Annotated in this window: 14 protein-coding genes; 10 read left to right on the top strand and 4 right to left on the bottom strand. The window is 37.7% G+C overall.

Features of this window, described 5'->3' with window-relative positions; all coding sequences use genetic code 11:
• Positions 1 to 109 precede the first annotated feature (109 nt).
• From purB to BUC06_RS17325, 7 genes are all read left to right on the top strand, one after another.
• Positions 110 to 1,537, top strand: a complete 1,428-nt coding sequence (purB, locus tag BUC06_RS17355) for an adenylosuccinate lyase (protein ID WP_073335277.1) — start codon at positions 110 to 112, stop codon at positions 1,535 to 1,537.
• 44 nt (positions 1,538 to 1,581) lie between these two features.
• Positions 1,582 to 2,541, top strand: a complete 960-nt coding sequence (locus tag BUC06_RS17350; RefSeq protein WP_073335357.1) for a WG repeat-containing protein — start codon at positions 1,582 to 1,584, stop codon at positions 2,539 to 2,541.
• Between the two features lie 9 nt (positions 2,542 to 2,550).
• Positions 2,551 to 3,975, top strand: coding sequence for a serine hydrolase (locus BUC06_RS17345; protein ID WP_073335276.1), 1,425 nt, complete (start codon positions 2,551 to 2,553; stop codon positions 3,973 to 3,975).
• 75 nt (positions 3,976 to 4,050) lie between these two features.
• Positions 4,051 to 7,746, top strand: a complete 3,696-nt coding sequence (locus BUC06_RS17340) for a phosphoribosylformylglycinamidine synthase (RefSeq protein WP_073335275.1) — start codon at positions 4,051 to 4,053, stop codon at positions 7,744 to 7,746.
• 101 nt (positions 7,747 to 7,847) lie between these two features.
• Entirely contained in the window at positions 7,848 to 8,252 is a 405-nt protein-coding gene (locus BUC06_RS17335; protein WP_073335274.1) for a barstar family protein, read from the top strand.
• A gap of 169 nt (positions 8,253 to 8,421) precedes the next feature.
• A complete protein-coding gene (locus BUC06_RS17330; protein ID WP_083564113.1) occupies positions 8,422 to 9,051 on the top strand; it encodes an SGNH/GDSL hydrolase family protein in 630 nt (209 codons plus the stop codon).
• Positions 9,048 to 9,380, top strand: a complete 333-nt coding sequence (locus BUC06_RS17325) for a gamma-glutamylcyclotransferase family protein (protein ID WP_073335273.1) — start codon at positions 9,048 to 9,050, stop codon at positions 9,378 to 9,380. Before BUC06_RS17330 ends, BUC06_RS17325 begins: the two co-directional genes overlap by 4 nt.
• Positions 9,381 to 9,429: 49 nt before the next feature.
• Here the strand turns inward: BUC06_RS17325 and BUC06_RS17320 are convergent, their stop codons facing one another.
• On the bottom strand, positions 9,430 to 9,783 hold the full coding sequence (locus BUC06_RS17320; RefSeq protein ID WP_073335272.1) for a diacylglycerol kinase family protein: 354 nt from the start codon (positions 9,781 to 9,783) through the stop codon (positions 9,430 to 9,432).
• A gap of 201 nt (positions 9,784 to 9,984) precedes the next feature.
• On the opposite strand from BUC06_RS17320, the gene dnaN reads away from it, so the two are divergent.
• The 3 genes from dnaN to BUC06_RS17305 all read left to right on the top strand — a co-directional run bounded on the left by dnaN (position 9,985) and on the right by BUC06_RS17305 (position 14,582).
• Positions 9,985 to 11,115, top strand: a complete 1,131-nt coding sequence (gene dnaN, locus BUC06_RS17315; RefSeq protein WP_073335271.1) for a DNA polymerase III subunit beta — start codon at positions 9,985 to 9,987, stop codon at positions 11,113 to 11,115.
• 292 nt (positions 11,116 to 11,407) lie between these two features.
• Entirely contained in the window at positions 11,408 to 13,810 is a 2,403-nt protein-coding gene (gene pheT / locus BUC06_RS17310) for a phenylalanine--tRNA ligase subunit beta (protein WP_073335270.1), read from the top strand.
• Between the two features lie 361 nt (positions 13,811 to 14,171).
• On the top strand, positions 14,172 to 14,582 hold the full coding sequence (locus BUC06_RS17305) for an META domain-containing protein (RefSeq protein ID WP_073335269.1): 411 nt from the start codon (positions 14,172 to 14,174) through the stop codon (positions 14,580 to 14,582).
• 50 nt (positions 14,583 to 14,632) lie between these two features.
• Here the strand turns inward: BUC06_RS17305 and BUC06_RS17300 are convergent, their stop codons facing one another.
• From BUC06_RS17300 to BUC06_RS17290, 3 genes are read right to left on the bottom strand one after another with little or no spacing between them, the layout of a single operon-like run.
• On the bottom strand, positions 14,633 to 14,872 hold the full coding sequence (locus tag BUC06_RS17300) for a hypothetical protein (protein WP_007845674.1): 240 nt from the start codon (positions 14,870 to 14,872) through the stop codon (positions 14,633 to 14,635).
• 53 nt (positions 14,873 to 14,925) lie between these two features.
• Positions 14,926 to 15,816 (bottom strand): 3-hydroxybutyryl-CoA dehydrogenase, encoded by an 891-nt coding sequence (locus BUC06_RS17295; protein ID WP_181876129.1) that lies wholly within the window; start codon positions 15,814 to 15,816, stop codon positions 14,926 to 14,928.
• 12 nt (positions 15,817 to 15,828) lie between these two features.
• Positions 15,829 to 16,236 carry a hypothetical protein gene (locus tag BUC06_RS17290; RefSeq protein ID WP_073335267.1) on the bottom strand — a complete coding sequence of 136 codons (408 nt, stop codon included), beginning with the start codon at positions 16,234 to 16,236 and terminating at the stop codon, positions 15,829 to 15,831.
• Between the last annotated feature and the right edge of the window lie 21 nt (positions 16,237 to 16,257).

Here is a 16,257-nt window from a genome sequence, read left to right as displayed (position 1 = left end):
ACCGATGCAGAAAATAAAATTGCCTTAAACCTATGCTTAAAACACCCGTTACAATTTTCATCTCTCACCGAAAATCCTTATTTTTGTACATCTAAAAGTAAAAGAAAGAATGAATTCCTACAAAAATCCATTGGAAGAGCGCTATTCCAGTGAAGAAATGTTGTTTAATTTCTCACATAATAACAAATTCCGTACCTGGAGAAAGCTTTGGATAGCTTTAGCTGAAATTGAAAAAGATCTTGGTCTTGATATTACAGAAGAGCAAATTGCCGAGCTGAAAGCCAATGCCGAAAACATCGATTACGATAAAGCGGCTGAGTATGAAAAAAAATTCCGTCATGATGTAATGGCTCACGTTCACACATACGGTGATGTGGCGCCTTCAGCAAAAGGAATTATCCACTTGGGAGCTACTTCGGCTTTTGTAGGAGACAATACCGACCTTATTCAGATCCGTGACGGGCTTTTAATCTTGAAGAAAAAGCTGGTGAACGTCATGAAAAGTTTAGCAGATTTCTCCATTCAGTATAAAGATCTTCCAACCTTAGGATTTACTCATTTCCAGCCGGCTCAGCTGACAACTGTAGGAAAAAGAGCGACCCTTTGGCTACAGAGTTTGGTTCTTGATATCGAAGAACTGGATTTCTTCTTAGAAACCCTTCGTTTCAGAGGAGTAAAAGGAACTACTGGTACTGCGGCAAGTTTCCTTGAGCTTTTCAACGGTGATTATTCAAAAGTAAAACACTTGGATAAAGAACTTTCAAAAAGATTCGGTTTCGAGAAAGTATTTGGCGTTTCAGGTCAGACGTATGACAGAAAAATCGACGCTAAAGTCGTTGCTTTATTAGGAAATATTGCTCAGTCTGCTCATAAATTCACCAACGATTTACGTCTTCTTCAAAATCTTAAGGAAATTGAAGAGCCATTCGAAAAAAACCAGATCGGTTCATCTGCTATGGCGTACAAGCGTAATCCAATGAGAAGTGAAAGAATCGGAGCTTTGGCAAAATATGTAATGTCTCTGACGACCAGTTCAGCAATGGTAGCGTCTACCCAGTGGTTTGAAAGAACACTGGATGACTCTGCGAACAAGAGACTGACGATTCCTCAGGCATTCCTTGCCGTTGATGCGATTCTTTTAATCTGGAACAACATAATGAACGGAATCGTTGTATATCCGAACAGAATCAACAAACATATCGAAGAAGAGCTTCCTTTCATGGCAACAGAATACATCATCATGGAAGAAGTGAAAGCTGGTGGTGACCGCCAGGAAATTCATGAAGTCATCAGAGTTCACTCTATGGAAGCTTCCAAGAAAGTGAAAGAAGAAGGAAAAGAAAATGACCTGATTGAAAGAATCTTAAATGATGATTCTTTAAAACTAGATAAATCAAAATTAAAAGAAGTTTTAGATCCTAAAAACTTTATCGGTTTTGCCCCTATTCAGACAGAGGAGTTCATTGCGAATGAAGTCCAGCCGATTCTGGATCAGAATAAAGACCTGATAGGATTGGAGGCTGATCTTAAAGTATAAAGCTTATGCAGCCTTTTTGGGCTGCATTTTTTATTTTAGCCAGTATGAAAAAAACTCTTTTACTCATTGCCATGATCCCCATCCTTTCTTTTTCCCAGAAGAAAGAGGTTTTAAAGTATTTTATCTCAAAAGATACCTTGGCAGGCGTAAAAGATCAGGACGGGAAAATTATTGTTCCCGCCCAGTTTAAGATCTATTCGGATCTTCAGGACGGCGATTTGGTGAAAGAAGAAACCATCTATTTCGACGGTTCTAAAAAAGGAGAAACCAAAGAGAAAAATGCATGGGGCTATGTGTATGATAGAAAAGGAAACTTTCTTTACAGACCGTTTTTTTATGACAATGGAGCAGATTATTTCAAAGAAGGACTCAGAAGATTCGTTAAGAATGGGAAAGTAGGTTTTGCTGACCGGAATGGGAAAATCGCCATAGAACCAAAACATGATTTTGTTTCATATTTCGAATACGGTTATGCATTGTTTTGTGATGGCTGTGACTGGGAGAAAACAGAAGATGAACATAAAGGAATTGTTGGTGGAACATGGGGAGTAATGAATACCAAAGGCGAGACGGTGAAGCCCATTGTAAAATCATCTGATAAAGACAAAGAAATTCAGGGGAAATACTATCCGAATCCTTTTCACTACAATGAAAAAGAGAAGAACATTCTTCAGTTTTTTGAAAAGCAGAATAAAACACTTTCAGGATTGTATTATATCAATGTTTATCCTGAAATGTCTGAGGCTGAGAAGAAATTAATTTTTGAAATCGTGGAAAGGCCCAAAGAGAATTTTCCTTATTATCAGATTAACACCTATGCTGTAGGGATGGATCTTACGATGTGTGATCGGTTTAAATTTCTGGTTTCAGAAGAGGGTAAAGAAAAGTATACCATGGATTATGGTGAAAAAGTTCCTTACGAAGAATGGCTGAAGAATGAAATAAAAGAAGCGGAACAGTTTCAGAAAGAACGTCCTGACAATCCTAATAAATTTGTAAAATAACAATAGCCCATGAAGAACCTTTCGATTTTTTTATTGATTCTTGTGTCTGCAAAAAGCTTCTCGCAAAGTCAGAAAGAGATGTATTCCATCATGGAAAAAACTGCACAAAAATTAAAAGAAAAATCGGGCGCTTATTCCGTATCGGTCGGAATAGTGAAAGATGGTAAAGTGTATACAAAACATTACGGAGAAATAGATAAAGGAAAGGGAAATAAAGCAGATGACAATACCTATTTTGAAATAGCATCGGTGACCAAGCTTTTTACCGGACAATTGTTGGCTCAGGCTGTTTTGGAAAATAAAATTAATCTTGAAGATGATATCCGTAAGTATCTGAAAGAATCCTATCCTAACTTAGAATACAATGGAACTTCTATTAAAATTAAAGATTTGATTTCCTACAAAACCGCATTGCCGCGCAATCTGCCTGATGACACCGAAATTAGGAAAACAATGTCAGGCGAAACTCCTTTTCAATACAATACATTAGGAGAAAATTATACAAAAGATCATTTTAAGCAGGATCTTCAGAAAGTAAAACTGGATACGATACCCGGAACTAAATATGCTTACAGCAACTTAAGTCTTGAGTTGACAGGTCTTATGCTGGAAAATATATATGGGAAAAGCTATGAAATGCTGCTTTATGAAAACATCTTGTCAAAAGCAGGAATGGATCAAACCAAACTGGAGTTGGGTAAAGGTGAAGTTTTATCGAATGGGTATCATTCAAGCGGACGTCTGATGCCAAAATCCATAAGCTATTTATGGGGTGCAGGCGGGTCAAAAACCAAATCGACCATGGGAGATATGGTGAAGTTTTTAAAGTACGAACTGGATTCAAAAAATTCAGTTGTTCAGGAATCTCAAAGAAATATCAATAATAGCAAAGGAGATTGGTACGGCTATTTCTGGGATGGCTTTGGTCTTAGCGAGCATGGTAAAATGGGATATAAGCATGGTGGAGCATTTGGAGATCAGACCTGGTTTATGATCTATCCTGAGCTGAATATGGGGATTTGCTTAATCGTCAATATCAGCGGACCAGATACGTTTCCAGCTCTTTATAATTCAGCTGCCAGATTAGCGAACGATCTGACTATAACACCAGGCAAAAAGAAAACAGAAGGATATTATCTGAAAGGAGAGAATGTAGTGTTTACCTATACCCATCCAAAAAATTTAAACTCAAAACTGATCAATAGCGCTTCTGTTGCAGGATCTTTCAATGACTGGAAGACCGACAATAAGAATTATCAGTTAACGAAGAAAGAAGATAACCGCTTCGAGTTGGAAATTCCGAAATCCCGTTTTGAAAAAGGGAAAACCTATTCCTTTAAATTGGTTTTAAACGGAGAAGACTGGATCAATGCATCAGGAAATGCTTCCAATACAGACGGAACAGATGATAATAATCTGACCTTGAAGTTTTAAAAGATAAAGGACCGTTATAGGTTCTAAAAAAGTAAAAAGAAAGTAATAAATCTAATATTTAAAATCTGACATCTAATGTCTAATAACAAAAGAATTTTCGTAGAAAAAAGAGGTATTTTCGATGTTGAAAGTCCAAAAATTTTTGATGAAGTAAAAGCAGTCGTTCCGGCGGTCAAAAATGTGAAAGTGTATAATGTGTATGATATTTTCGGACTGAATGATGGAGAGTTCGAAAAAGTGGTCAACAGCACTTTCGTAGATCCTGTGACTGATATTTTACACACAGAAAATCCTGGAGAGGAGATCTGGTTTGCCATGGAATTTCTTCCCGGCCAGTATGATCAGCGGGCAGATTCTGCACAGCAGTGCATCGCTTTACTCACGGAAAATGAAAAGTCCAAAGTAAGAAGCGGAAAACTGATTCAGTTTGAAGGCATTTCTGAGAGAGACCTTGTAAAAATCAAAGACCTTCTGATCAATAAAGTGGAATCTCAGGAAAAAGATCTTTCCATCTTAAACATTCCTGCCGATGAAATTCCTACAAAAGTTTTGATCCACGAAAATTTCATCAGTTTCGGTGATGCTGAACTTGAAAATTTCTATAATGATCACGGTTTTGCGCTGGGATTGGATGACCTTAAATTCATTCAGGAATACTTTAAAACTGAAAAGAGAAATCCTACCGAAACGGAACTGAAAGTTTTAGACACCTATTGGAGTGACCACTGCCGTCACACCACTTTTGAAACAGAATTGTCAGATATCCGGTTTGAAGGAGCATTCAAACAGACATTGGAAACTATTTTCAGTGACTATATCGAAAAAAGAAAATTCTTAGGCCGTGAATTGAAGCCGATCTCTCTAATGGATCTGGCAACGGTGTGCGGTAAATATTTCCATAAAACAGGGAATCTGGAGAACCTTGTGATTTCAGACGAGATCAATGCATGTACCATCCAGATCGAAGCTGAATACGATGGTAAAAAAGAACCGTGGTATTTATTATTTAAAAATGAAACCCATAATCACCCAACGGAAATTGAACCTTTCGGAGGGGCCTCCACCTGTTTGGGAGGAGCGATCAGAGATCCTTTGTCCGGAAGATCCTTTGTATTCCAGGCAATGAGATTAACAGGGGCTGCTGATGTTTTAGAGTCTGTAGACAAAACTCTGCCGGGGAAACTTCCTCAGAAGACCATCACCAAACAGGCTGCCAACGGATATTCATCTTATGGTAACCAGATTGGTTTAGCCACTACTATGGTTTCTGAAATCTATGACGAAGGCTATAAAGCCAAGAGAATGGAAGTAGGATTCGTTACCGGAGCCGTTCCTGTAGATTGGGTAAGACGTGACAAACCTGAAAATGGAGATTCCATCATTATTTTGGGAGGGGCAACAGGTCGTGACGGTGTTGGCGGTGCGAGCGGAAGTTCAAAAGTACAGGATGAAAACAGTATCCACACCATGTCTACTGAAGTTCAGAAAGGAAATGCCGTTGAAGAACGTAAAATCCAGAGACTCTTCAGAAATCCTGAAGTAACGAAACTGATCAAGAAATCAAATGACTTCGGAGCAGGAGGAGTTTCTGTAGCGATTGGTGAAATTGCAGATTCTTTAGAAGTAAACCTGGATGTTTTACCTTTAAAATATGAAGGATTAAACGGAACCGAGCTGGCTATTTCTGAATCTCAGGAAAGAATGGCTGTAGTAGTTGATCCAAAAGATAAAGAACAGTTTATTAAATTCTGTCAGGATGAAAATATTGTTGCTGTAGAAGTAGCAAAAGTAACAGATTCAGGAAGAATGCAGATGTTCTGGAAAGGGGATAAAATCGTTGACCTTTCAAGAGAATTCTTAGATACCAACGGATGCTCCAAAACTCAGGAGGTGAAAATTACTCACCTTGAAGAAGTAAAAGAAGAAACTGTATCTTTTACAAAAGAGAACTTCATTAAAATATTAAGCGACAAAAATGTAGCTTCACAAAAAGGACTGTTGGAAATGTTTGACTCTTCTGTAGGTGCCACTACGGTTGCGATGCCTTTGGGTGGAAAATACCAGCAGACACTAATGGAAGGAAGTGCTCAGACATTACCCATTTTAGGAGCAAAAGATATTGAAACGGTTTCCTTTGCGAGCTGGGGATTTGATACCGGAATTTCAAAGCAGAATTCACTGTTGGGAGCTTCTTATGCAGTTGTAGAAAGTGTCGCTAAGATCGTTGCGATGGGTGGCGATTACAGAAATATCAGATTAACCTTCCAGGAATATTTTGAAAAACTGGGTCAGAATGCTGAAAAGTGGGGCAAACCTTTAGCTTCTCTTTTAGGAGCTTATGATGCTCAGATCAATCTTGGTCTTGCTGCGATTGGAGGAAAAGACTCCATGAGTGGCACTTATCAGGATCTGAACGTTCCGCCTACCTTGATCTCATTTGCATGTGCCAACGGAGAAAAGAAAAATGTAATTTCCCCTGAATTCAAACAGGCTGGAAATAAAGTCTACTTCTTCAACCATACTCCGCAGGAAAATGGTCTTCCGGACTACGCAAGCTTAAAAGGAATTTTCGAATTTATTTTTGAAAATATCAAAGCCGGAAAAATCGTTTCTGTAAAAACCATTAAAGAAGGTGGGGTAGCAGTAGCTTTAGCCAAAATGAGCTTTGGAAACAGGTTGGGAGCAGAGATCACGGTTGACGAACATGTTTTGTTAGCTAAAAAGATCGGAAGCTTAATCATCGAATCAAAAGAAGAGTTGAGTCATACTTCTCTACAGCAGATCGGTGAAGTAAAAGATTCGGGTATCTTGGCGATAAACGGTCTTGAATCTTCAATCTTAGATCTTGTAGCTGCTAATACCGGAACATTTGAAAACCTTTTCCCAACGCAGGAAAAAGAAAAAATTACGGTTGAAATCGATGAAAAATCAAACTCGATCAACCCACGAAATATCATTATCAAAAAGCATGGAATTGCCAGTCCGAAAGTATTTGCTCCTGTATTCCCGGGAACCAACTGTGAGTATGACACCTTGAATGCATTCCAGAAAGAAGGCGCTGTCACCAGCAGTCTTCCATTGAAAAATATCAGCCACCAGTTGCTGGACGAAAGCATCGATGCATGGGTAGAAGAGATCAGAACATCTCAGATTCTGGCCTTCTCAGGAGGTTTCTCAGCAGGTGATGAGCCGGATGGTTCTGCAAAATTCATCGTTAATGTGTTGAAAAACGAAAAGATGAGAAACGCTGTTCACGAATTACTGGACAGAGACGGCATGATCATCGGAATCTGTAACGGTTTTCAGGCTTTGGTTAAATCAGGTCTGTTACCTTACGGAAGAATCAAAGATCTGGATGAAAACTCTCCGACATTGGCTCATAATGCCATCAGAAGACATATTTCCCAGATGGTCAACGTGAAAGTAATCAATGATGAAAGTCCTTGGTTAAAAGGAATGAAAGATCAGGTATTCACCATTCCGATTTCTCACGGTGAAGGTCGTTTCATGGCTTCCGAAGAGGAAATCAAAAAGCTTTACGAAAACGGACAGATCGCGACTCAATACATTGATCTTGATGGAAACATTGCCCATGGAATGCCATTCAATCCAAATAACTCATTATTCGGAATTGAAGGAGTTACCAGCCCTTGCGGAAAGATTTACGGAAGAATGGGACATCCTGAGCGTTTTGCAGAAGGCCTCATGAAAAATATACCGACCGCGAATTACCACAATATATTCAAAAACGGAGTAGAATACTTCAAATAAACAGACCAATGACCGCCACTGAATGGCGGTCATTTTTTTATATTTACAGGGATTAAATTTTAAGGATAACCCAACGGGCTTTCGGCAATATATTCAGAACAATGTTGAATTCAGATAAAAATAAATTAATTACAATCAATGGCAGTCATTTTTCGGATCTGTCAGGTTTCTACGACGAAGTTTCTTTGGTATTGATGAAAAATACAGACTGGAAAGTGGGAACACTGGATGGCTTTGATGATATCCTTTACGGAGGGTTTGGAGTATTTGAAAGCGGCGATGAAATTCAAATCACCTGGAAAGATTCCCAAAAATCAAAAGAAGATCTTGGTCTGGAAGATACCCGTCATTTTTATGAAAACAAGATCAGACAGGGAAAACCTTTTAACGTAGAACTGATTCAGCAAAAAATGAATGAATTGATTTCCGGAAATGGTCAGACCTTATTCGAAATTTTAATAGAAATTATAGAATCGCATAAAAATATTACCTTAATTTTGGATTGATATTAGACGGATGATGAGTGATGAGTTATAAATTATGAGTGATGATCAACTGTATTACTTATATCCCAACATTGCTAATATCTAACATCTAACATCTAATATCTAACATCTAGCATCTAGCATCTAGCATCTGATATCTGATATCTAATATCTAACATCTTATTTAAAAATGAAAAAAATGATTTACGGGCTGTTCTTTGGCGACAGCATTACCTATGGAGAATATGACGGAGTTTTCGGAGGATGGGTAGACATCCTCAAAAGATATGCACTGCAAAAGTTTCATGAAGGAAGTAATGAAGCCATCCTTTTTAATCTGGGAATAGGAGGTGAAACCACAGAAGGACTACTGAAAAGGATGCCTTATGAAATGGCAGCCAGGAATTCGGCGGAAGGAAATATTATTTTTATCGGTTACGGAGCCAATGATCTGGCAAAGAAGAACGGAAGTTACCTCGTAGCACCTGAACAGTTTGAAGAAAATATAAAAACAGCGGTTCAGTATGCAAATCAATATTCCAATGATATTTATCTTGTAAGCATCCTCCCATTTTCCAGAAACGTGGATGGAGTAGAATCGGCCACAGGGAAATTACGAGTAAACGGAGACGTTTTGATGTATAACCAAATCCTTACCAATATAGCAGCTGAACATTCTTTGCATTACATTGATTTCTACGCTGCAATTGTCCCGGATAAAGAGATTCTGCTTTCCGCAGACGGAGTTCATCCTAATGAAAAAGGCTACGGAATAATGGCTGAAACGATAATACCCATCATAGAAAAATACTTATCATGACGCATTTATTTTCATACGGAACCCTGCAGAAAGAGCAGGTACAACTTGAAACATTCGGACGACTTTTAGAAGGTGAAAAAGATATTCTTACCGGCTATAAACTGAGTAAGGTCGAAATTACAGATCCTGAAGTTTTGCGCAAAAGCGGCCAGAAATACCATCCGATATTAGTATTTTCCGGAAACAGCGAAGATGAGGTTGAGGGAATGCTTTTTGAAGTGACAGAAGAGGAAATTCTTCAGGCAGATGAATATGAAGTGGATGATTATAAAAGAGTAGAAACTGTTTTCAAATCCGGAAAGAAAGGATGTATTTATATTGGAAAATAATTCCTTTTATAAAGCATATAAATGTCGGTACAAAAACATTCTGTAGATGCTAAAAGAGATACTTCCAGTACACAATAATTCCCACAACAACAGCTCCGGCAGCCATGAGTAAAACAGCCCCCGCGGAAATATCTTTAATAAAGCCGATTCTCTTGTCAAAATCAGGTTGGATGATGTCACATATCCTTTCTATGGCAGTATTGAAAATTTCAGCACTTAAAACAGCAACAGAAGCCATGAGAACGAGTGCGGTATCTGTTCCGGAAAGGTTAAAATAGAAAATAAAGAAAAGGTTAATGAAAAAAGCCACAAGTTCAATCTGAAAATTTCTCTCCGTGAGTACCATCTGGAAAATACCCTGGAAAGCATGCAGAAAACTTTTATGGATAAGTGGTTTTTTCATGAGTCTTTTTCGCAAATATAGGATTTGTATTTTGATGGTACCCAAATTCCGGATCTTTGATGTGAAAATTAATCATGATAAAATCTGAACATAATGTCAAGTCTGAAAACAGGTTAATGATATTTGTTCAAAACTCCTTAGGATTATTTTTTTCATTATAGTTTCTATTTATTATATTTGTAGAAACTTATTTTTAAATCTATGAAATTTATTATTTCAAGTGGTGAACTGCAGAAAGCATTGCAAACTGTAAGTGGCGTAATATCAAGCTCTCAGTCGAGACCGATTTTAGAAAACTATCTTTTTGAATTAGACGGAAATAACGTTACCATTACAGCTTCTGATGGCGAGACTACGCTCGTTACTTCTCTGGAGGTAAAGTCTGACGATTCTGGTAAATTTGCCGTTCCTGCTAAAATTTTTCAAGATTTTATCAAGACTTATGGTGAACAGCCTCTTACGTTCGTTGTGAAGGATAATGCGGAAGGAACCGGAAGCCAGCTGGAGATTTTAGATGAAAAAGATAATTTCGCTGTAGCGCTGGATAATGCTGATGACTATCTTGAACTTCCGGAATTCGATGCTTCCCAAAGCGTAACAATGCCTGCCGGAGTTTTATCTGAAGCATTGACCAACACTCTTTTTGCAACCAGCAATGACTCTCTTCGTCCCGTAATGACAGGAGTGCTCTTCCAGTTTGGAGAAAATGAAACGAATTTTGTTTCTACAGACTCCCACAGACTGGTGGTTTACAAAAGAACAGACCTGATGAATGCCGAGCCCATGGAGTTCATCATGCCTAAAAAACCTTTGAACATTTTCAAAAATATACTGGCAAGTTCCAATGAAGACGTTAGAATCGACTTCAACGAGAACATGGCTAAATTTACTTTTGGAAAACATATCTGGATCTGCAGACTGATTGACGGAAAATATCCTAACTACACGGCAGTAATCCCGAAAGAAAATCCAAATGTACTGACGATCAACAGAAACCTTCTGTTAGGAGCCATCAAAAGAGCGTCGATCATGTCTAATAAATCGACCAACCAGGTAAGATTTAAATTGTCGGCCAACATTCTTCACCTTCATGCAGAAGATACAGAATATGCAAACAAGGCAGATATGCAGATTCCTTGCGACTATAACGGAGAAGATATCAATATCGGTTTCAGCTCTAAATTTTTAACTGAAATGCTTACGATTTTAGGTTCTGACGATATCACTATGAAAATGTCACAACCCAACAGACCGGGGATCATTGAACCTCTTGACGGTCTTGAAGACAGCGAAAATATACTGATGTTATCAATGCCGGTTATCGGATTGTAATATTTGACAAATACATAAAAGAGGTTTTGATTTTTCAAGACCTCTTTTTTATTTTAAATAATCAAATGAGCTTCTTACAGGTCTATTCATAGCAGATTTAAAATCTAATATTTCATTTTATCTGTTTTCTGTAATACGATAGATTCTGAGAACTGTCGTAAAATAATAAAACTATTTGTTTTAAAGTCATTCCTAAATTTCGCTGTTTCTCAAAAAAACACGACATTTGTACGGGAAAAACCGTACAGGAAAATGGGTACGGAAATTCAATAAATTTTTCAAAATATAGCAAATGAAAATATCAAACAACTGGCTGAAAGACTTTATCAAAACGGAACTGAAAACGGAGAGAATCGGGGAATTCCTTACAGATATAGGTCTTGAAGTTGAAGGGATAGAAAAATTTGAAAGTGTAAAAGGCAGCCTGGAAGGTATTGTAGTAGGAAAAGTATTGACCTGCGAAAAACATCCGAATGCAGACAAATTAAAGAAAACAACAGTTGACGTAGGTAACGGAAAAATATTGAATATTGTTTGCGGAGCTCCCAACGTAGAAGCAGGGCAAACCGTTCCTGTAGCTGTAGTCGGAACTAAAATCTATGACAAAACCGGAAACTTTTTTGAAATCAAAGAAGCTAAAATCAGAAGTGAGGTTTCGCAGGGAATGATCTGTGCAGAAGATGAACTTGGCCTTAGTGAGGACCACGGCGGAATTATGGTTTTGGATGAAACCAAATATGAAGTGGGAAAAAACTTTGCTGATTATTTTGAGCTCACCAACGATGAAGTGTTGGAAATCGGTCTTACGCCCAACAGAACAGACGCAATGTCTCATTATGGAGTGGCAAGAGATCTTCATGCATTCCTTTCAACCAATCAACAGAAATCAACATTTGAAAAAGTGTCTTCAGAAGCTTTAAATAGTGAAGGTTCACACAATTTCACTTTGGAAGTTGAAAATGCTGAGTTATGTCCAAGATATATCGGAGCGGTAATTGAAGAGGTGAAGGTAGCAGAATCTCCTTCTTGGTTAAAAGACAGATTAAAGGCGATAGGCTTAAGTCCTATCAATAATATTGTCGATATTACAAATTATATTCTTCACGGTTACGGGCAGCCGCTTCATGCATTTGATGCAGATAAGATTGCTGACAGTAAAGTGAAAGTGGGAACTGTAAAAAAAGGAACAAAATTCACAACGTTGGATGGTGTTGAAAGAACTTTAAACGGTTCTGAAGTCATGATCAAAGACGGAAAGGATCATCCGCTATGTATTGCCGGTGTTTTCGGAGGGGCGCAGTCAGGAGTGTCCAATGAAACAAAAACCATCTTTTTAGAAAGTGCTTATTTTAATCCGGTAGCGGTAAGAAAAGGAGCTAAACTTCATAATTTAAATACAGACGCTTCTTTCAGATTCGAAAGAGGAGTGGATCCTAATATTACCAGAACAGCCATCACGCGTGCGATTAAACTGATCCAGGAAATTGCAGGAGGAAAATTGGTGGGAGATCTTTTGGAAGAATATCCTAAGAAAATCGAAGACAATTATGTGATCATCAGATTCTCAAAAATTGAGCAGATTTTAGGAACAAAGATCCACAGAGAAAAAGTAAAAGAGATCTTGAAAGCTCTTGAAATCCAGGTTTTAAACGAGATCCAGAACGGGCTTGAAATCTCTGTTCCGGCTTACAGAGCTGATGTAACAAGAGAAATTGATGTTATTGAAGAAATCTTAAGAATCTACGGATACAACAAGATCGATGCTCCGCAGAAAATTTCATTTACCCCTGTAAAACTGAGCGCTAACGATCAGGATGAACTGGAAAACAACTGGGCAAGAACCTTACAGAGTATTGGATTCAATGAAGTGATGAACAACTCACTGACTTCTGTAAAAGACGAAACCGATGCAGTGAAATTACTGAACCCTTTAAGTGGAGATCTTGCATTCATGAGAAAGTCTTTATTGGAAGGACTTCTTCAAAATGCGGTCTACAACATCAACAGAAAGAACCAGGATATCAAGTTCTTTGAATTTGGAAAAATCTACCATAAAAAAGATAAATACGAAGAAAGAAAGCAATTGGCGATTCTGGTAACAGGTAGAGATGTTGCTGAAAACTGGTTACAGCCTAAATCTGCGGTAAGTTTCTACAATCTTAAGGCCTACGTAAAGTTTTTATTGGAAAGACTTGGGGTAGATTATAAAGAAGTGGCTTTAGCAGACGATAGATTCTCTGATTCTTTAGCGTATGAAGCAGATGGGAAAACTTTAGTGAGAATTGGTAAAGTATCTCCGGTATTACTGAAAGATTTTGATATCGATCAGGAATGTTTCTATGCAGAGATCGAACTTGAATTGGCGCAGCAGTTACGTTCTGGAAATGCACTGAAATTTAAGGATATTCCAAAATTCAACAAGATCCGGAGAGACCTTGCTTTATTGATCGATAAAAATATTAACTATCAGGATCTTTATCAGACCGCTAAGAAGAATAAATCTCCATTCATCAAAGACATCAATTTATTCGATGTGTACGAAGGCAAAAACCTTCCGGAAGGGAAGAAGTCTTATGCTATGAGTTTTGAACTTCTGAATGAAGAAAAAACATTGGAAGAGAAAGAAATTTCTGAAGTAATGGATTCTCTGATCAAAGCATTCCAAAAAGAATACAACGCAGAGTTAAGATCTTAATAGAGAACAGATATAGTATTGAAACGGGCTTTATAGCCCGTTTTTTTTGTTTTTCACCACAGATTATGGAGAGGTTTCTCAGATAATGATTTTCAATGATTCGGGTAAAAATGTTCAGTCATCAGTCATCAGAAGAGTTTATTTTATCCAAAATATTCAATGATCCGGTGTTCACTCCATGATTTTATGATCTGAAATCAATTTAGTTTTATTCTTAAAATAAAGAATATGATTTACAGAATATAAAAGATTTATGATTAAAAATAATTGGAAAATAGAATTCTTAAAAAGTAATAAAATCCTCTGCAGCCCGTTTAAATAATATAATTTCCTTAAATTTGAGTAATTCAAAAAGAAAAAAATGAAAAATCTTTTTTTAAGTATAGGTGCGGCGGCTATTCTGGCGTCGTGCGGTACAATGTCCAGTGCTTCTGCCTCTAAAGTAGGAAAAGCACAGCCATCACTGGCGAATACAAAATGGACGTTGGCAGACAATGTGAAAGGCAAAGTTCCAACCCTGAATATTGAGGGCGAAAAGATCAATGGAAACGGAGGGTGCAACAACTATTTCGGAACCGCTAAAATAGATCCTTCTACAGGTGATTTCTCTGCAGGACAGATGGGATCTACCAAAATGATGTGCAACAATATGAGTGTTGAGCAAAACTTTATGGATATGGTAGGGAAAGCCAATAAATATGTAATTTCCGGAACTACCTTAGAATTGTATAAAGACAATCTTCTGCTGTTGAAATTCAACAAAGCGGAATAAAATAAAAAAGGAACTCAATTTGAGTTCCTTTTTTTATGTTTAGGTCGTTATTATTCTTCCTCTTCTTCGTCGTACTTAGCCAACTCTTCATCACACCATTTGAACGCAGCCTCTACCACTTTTGTAGCTTCGTCTGCCATAGTTTCTTCATCGTCACCTTCTAAATCATCTAACCACTCAACTTCTTCTTCTTCAACGTTTAAGATGAATCTTGGATATTCTGTGTGAACTACGAATAAATCTTCAGGAAATTCCGAATTGTCTGCTAATAAAAACTTTGGTAATTTCATTTTTTTAAATATTTTAACTTTGATCAAAGATAAATAAAATTATTGACTTAAAATTATTTCAAAAACATTTTTGAAACTTTTTCAGCTTTTTTACTTTCTGAATAATCATAAAAACCTTCCCCTGACTTTACGCCTAGTTTTCCAGCCATTACCATGTTCACAAGAAGTGGGTTCGGAGCATATTTAGGATTTTTGAAGCCGTCATACATTACATTAAGAATGGCAAGACAGATATCCAGACCGATAAAATCTGCCAGTTGAAGCGGCCCCATCGGATGTGCCATACCAAGCTTCATCACCGTATCAATTTCTTCTACACCAGCCACTCCGTTATAAAGTGTTTCGATAGACTCGTTGATCATCGGCATAAGAATTCTGTTGGCCACAAAACCAGGATAGTCATTCACTTCCACAGGAACTTTACCTAAAGTCTTACTCATGTCATAAATGGCATCGAAAGTTTCCTTAGAAGTAGAATAGCCTTTGATGATCTCTACCAGTTTCATGATAGGAACCGGGTTCATAAAATGCATTCCGATCACTTTGTCAGCACGTTTTGTAGCCGCTGCGATCTTTGTAATAGAGATAGAAGAAGTATTGGTTGCCAGAATACAGTTGGCAGGTGCCAGTTCATCCATCTGTCCGAAAATTTTCAGCTTCAGATCCTGATTTTCAGTAGCGGCTTCTACAATAAGGTCTGCAGATCCTGCGGCCTCCTTAAGCTCAGTAAAAGTGCTGATATTTCCTAATGTTTCAGCTTTCTGCTCTTCAGTAAGGTTTCCCTTTGCAATGATTCTGTCAAGGTTAGTTGTAATCGTTTTCAGGCCTCGGTCCAGTGCGTCTTGAGATACATCTACCAGATTTACTTTGAATCCGCTTTGTGCAAAAGTATGCGCAATACCGTTCCCCATGGTCCCAGCTCCAATTACTACAATGTTTTTGATCATTTTTTTCTTTTATTTATAGATAGTTAAATTTTTAATGTTCGTAAGATCAGATTGACCAACGATCACTGAAGAATCGAAACTTACAGTGCCATCGCTGTCTTTCTTTCTGTTTTTATTTTGTAAAGCTACAGCAGATTCAAGACCTTTTACAAAAGCCATCTTCTGTTTTTTGCCCAGTCTGTCTGTTCCGATGTATAAATTAAATTCGCCCTCTCTTCCAAGTCCGCCATGTCTTAAAACTTCAAAAGATTTAATCCGATTCCTTTTCTCAAACTTTTTCAGATAATCCGTTACAGGTTTTGTTGAGGGGGTTCCACAACAGATGCTTCCATAGCTGATTTGTAGGTAGCTCATATTCTTCTGGGAAAAAAAGAATACAGAGCAGAACAGACTTATCGTTACTAATGCCTTTTTCATATCAATGATTTATGGGTCTGA

Source organism: Chryseobacterium carnipullorum, from assembly GCF_900142785.1.
Classification (GTDB): Bacteria; Bacteroidota; Bacteroidia; order Flavobacteriales; family Weeksellaceae; genus Chryseobacterium; species Chryseobacterium carnipullorum.
This window is presented reverse-complemented; position numbering and strand designations above follow the sequence as displayed.

What these genes read in the sequence shown, in the direction of transcription:
- BUC06_RS17330 (WP_083564113.1), top strand. Translation starts at nt 8,422, where the DNA reads ATGAAAAAAATGATTTACGGGCTGTTCTTTGGCGACAGCATTACCTAT.
- pheT (WP_073335270.1), top strand. Translation starts at nt 11,408, where the DNA reads ATGAAAATATCAAACAACTGGCTGAAAGACTTTATCAAAACGGAACTG.
- BUC06_RS17345 (WP_073335276.1), top strand. Translation starts at nt 2,551, where the DNA reads ATGAAGAACCTTTCGATTTTTTTATTGATTCTTGTGTCTGCAAAAAGC.
- dnaN (WP_073335271.1), top strand. Translation starts at nt 9,985, where the DNA reads ATGAAATTTATTATTTCAAGTGGTGAACTGCAGAAAGCATTGCAAACT.
- BUC06_RS17290 (WP_073335267.1), bottom strand. Translation starts at nt 16,236, where the DNA reads ATGAAAAAGGCATTAGTAACGATAAGTCTGTTCTGCTCTGTATTCTTT.
- purB (WP_073335277.1), top strand. Translation starts at nt 110, where the DNA reads ATGAATTCCTACAAAAATCCATTGGAAGAGCGCTATTCCAGTGAAGAA.
- BUC06_RS17335 (WP_073335274.1), top strand. Translation starts at nt 7,848, where the DNA reads ATGTTGAATTCAGATAAAAATAAATTAATTACAATCAATGGCAGTCAT.
- BUC06_RS17320 (WP_073335272.1), bottom strand. Translation starts at nt 9,783, where the DNA reads ATGAAAAAACCACTTATCCATAAAAGTTTTCTGCATGCTTTCCAGGGT.
- BUC06_RS17340 (WP_073335275.1), top strand. Translation starts at nt 4,051, where the DNA reads ATGTCTAATAACAAAAGAATTTTCGTAGAAAAAAGAGGTATTTTCGAT.
- BUC06_RS17325 (WP_073335273.1), top strand. Translation starts at nt 9,048, where the DNA reads ATGACGCATTTATTTTCATACGGAACCCTGCAGAAAGAGCAGGTACAA.
- BUC06_RS17305 (WP_073335269.1), top strand. Translation starts at nt 14,172, where the DNA reads ATGAAAAATCTTTTTTTAAGTATAGGTGCGGCGGCTATTCTGGCGTCG.
- BUC06_RS17350 (WP_073335357.1), top strand. Translation starts at nt 1,582, where the DNA reads ATGAAAAAAACTCTTTTACTCATTGCCATGATCCCCATCCTTTCTTTT.
- BUC06_RS17300 (WP_007845674.1), bottom strand. Translation starts at nt 14,872, where the DNA reads ATGAAATTACCAAAGTTTTTATTAGCAGACAATTCGGAATTTCCTGAA.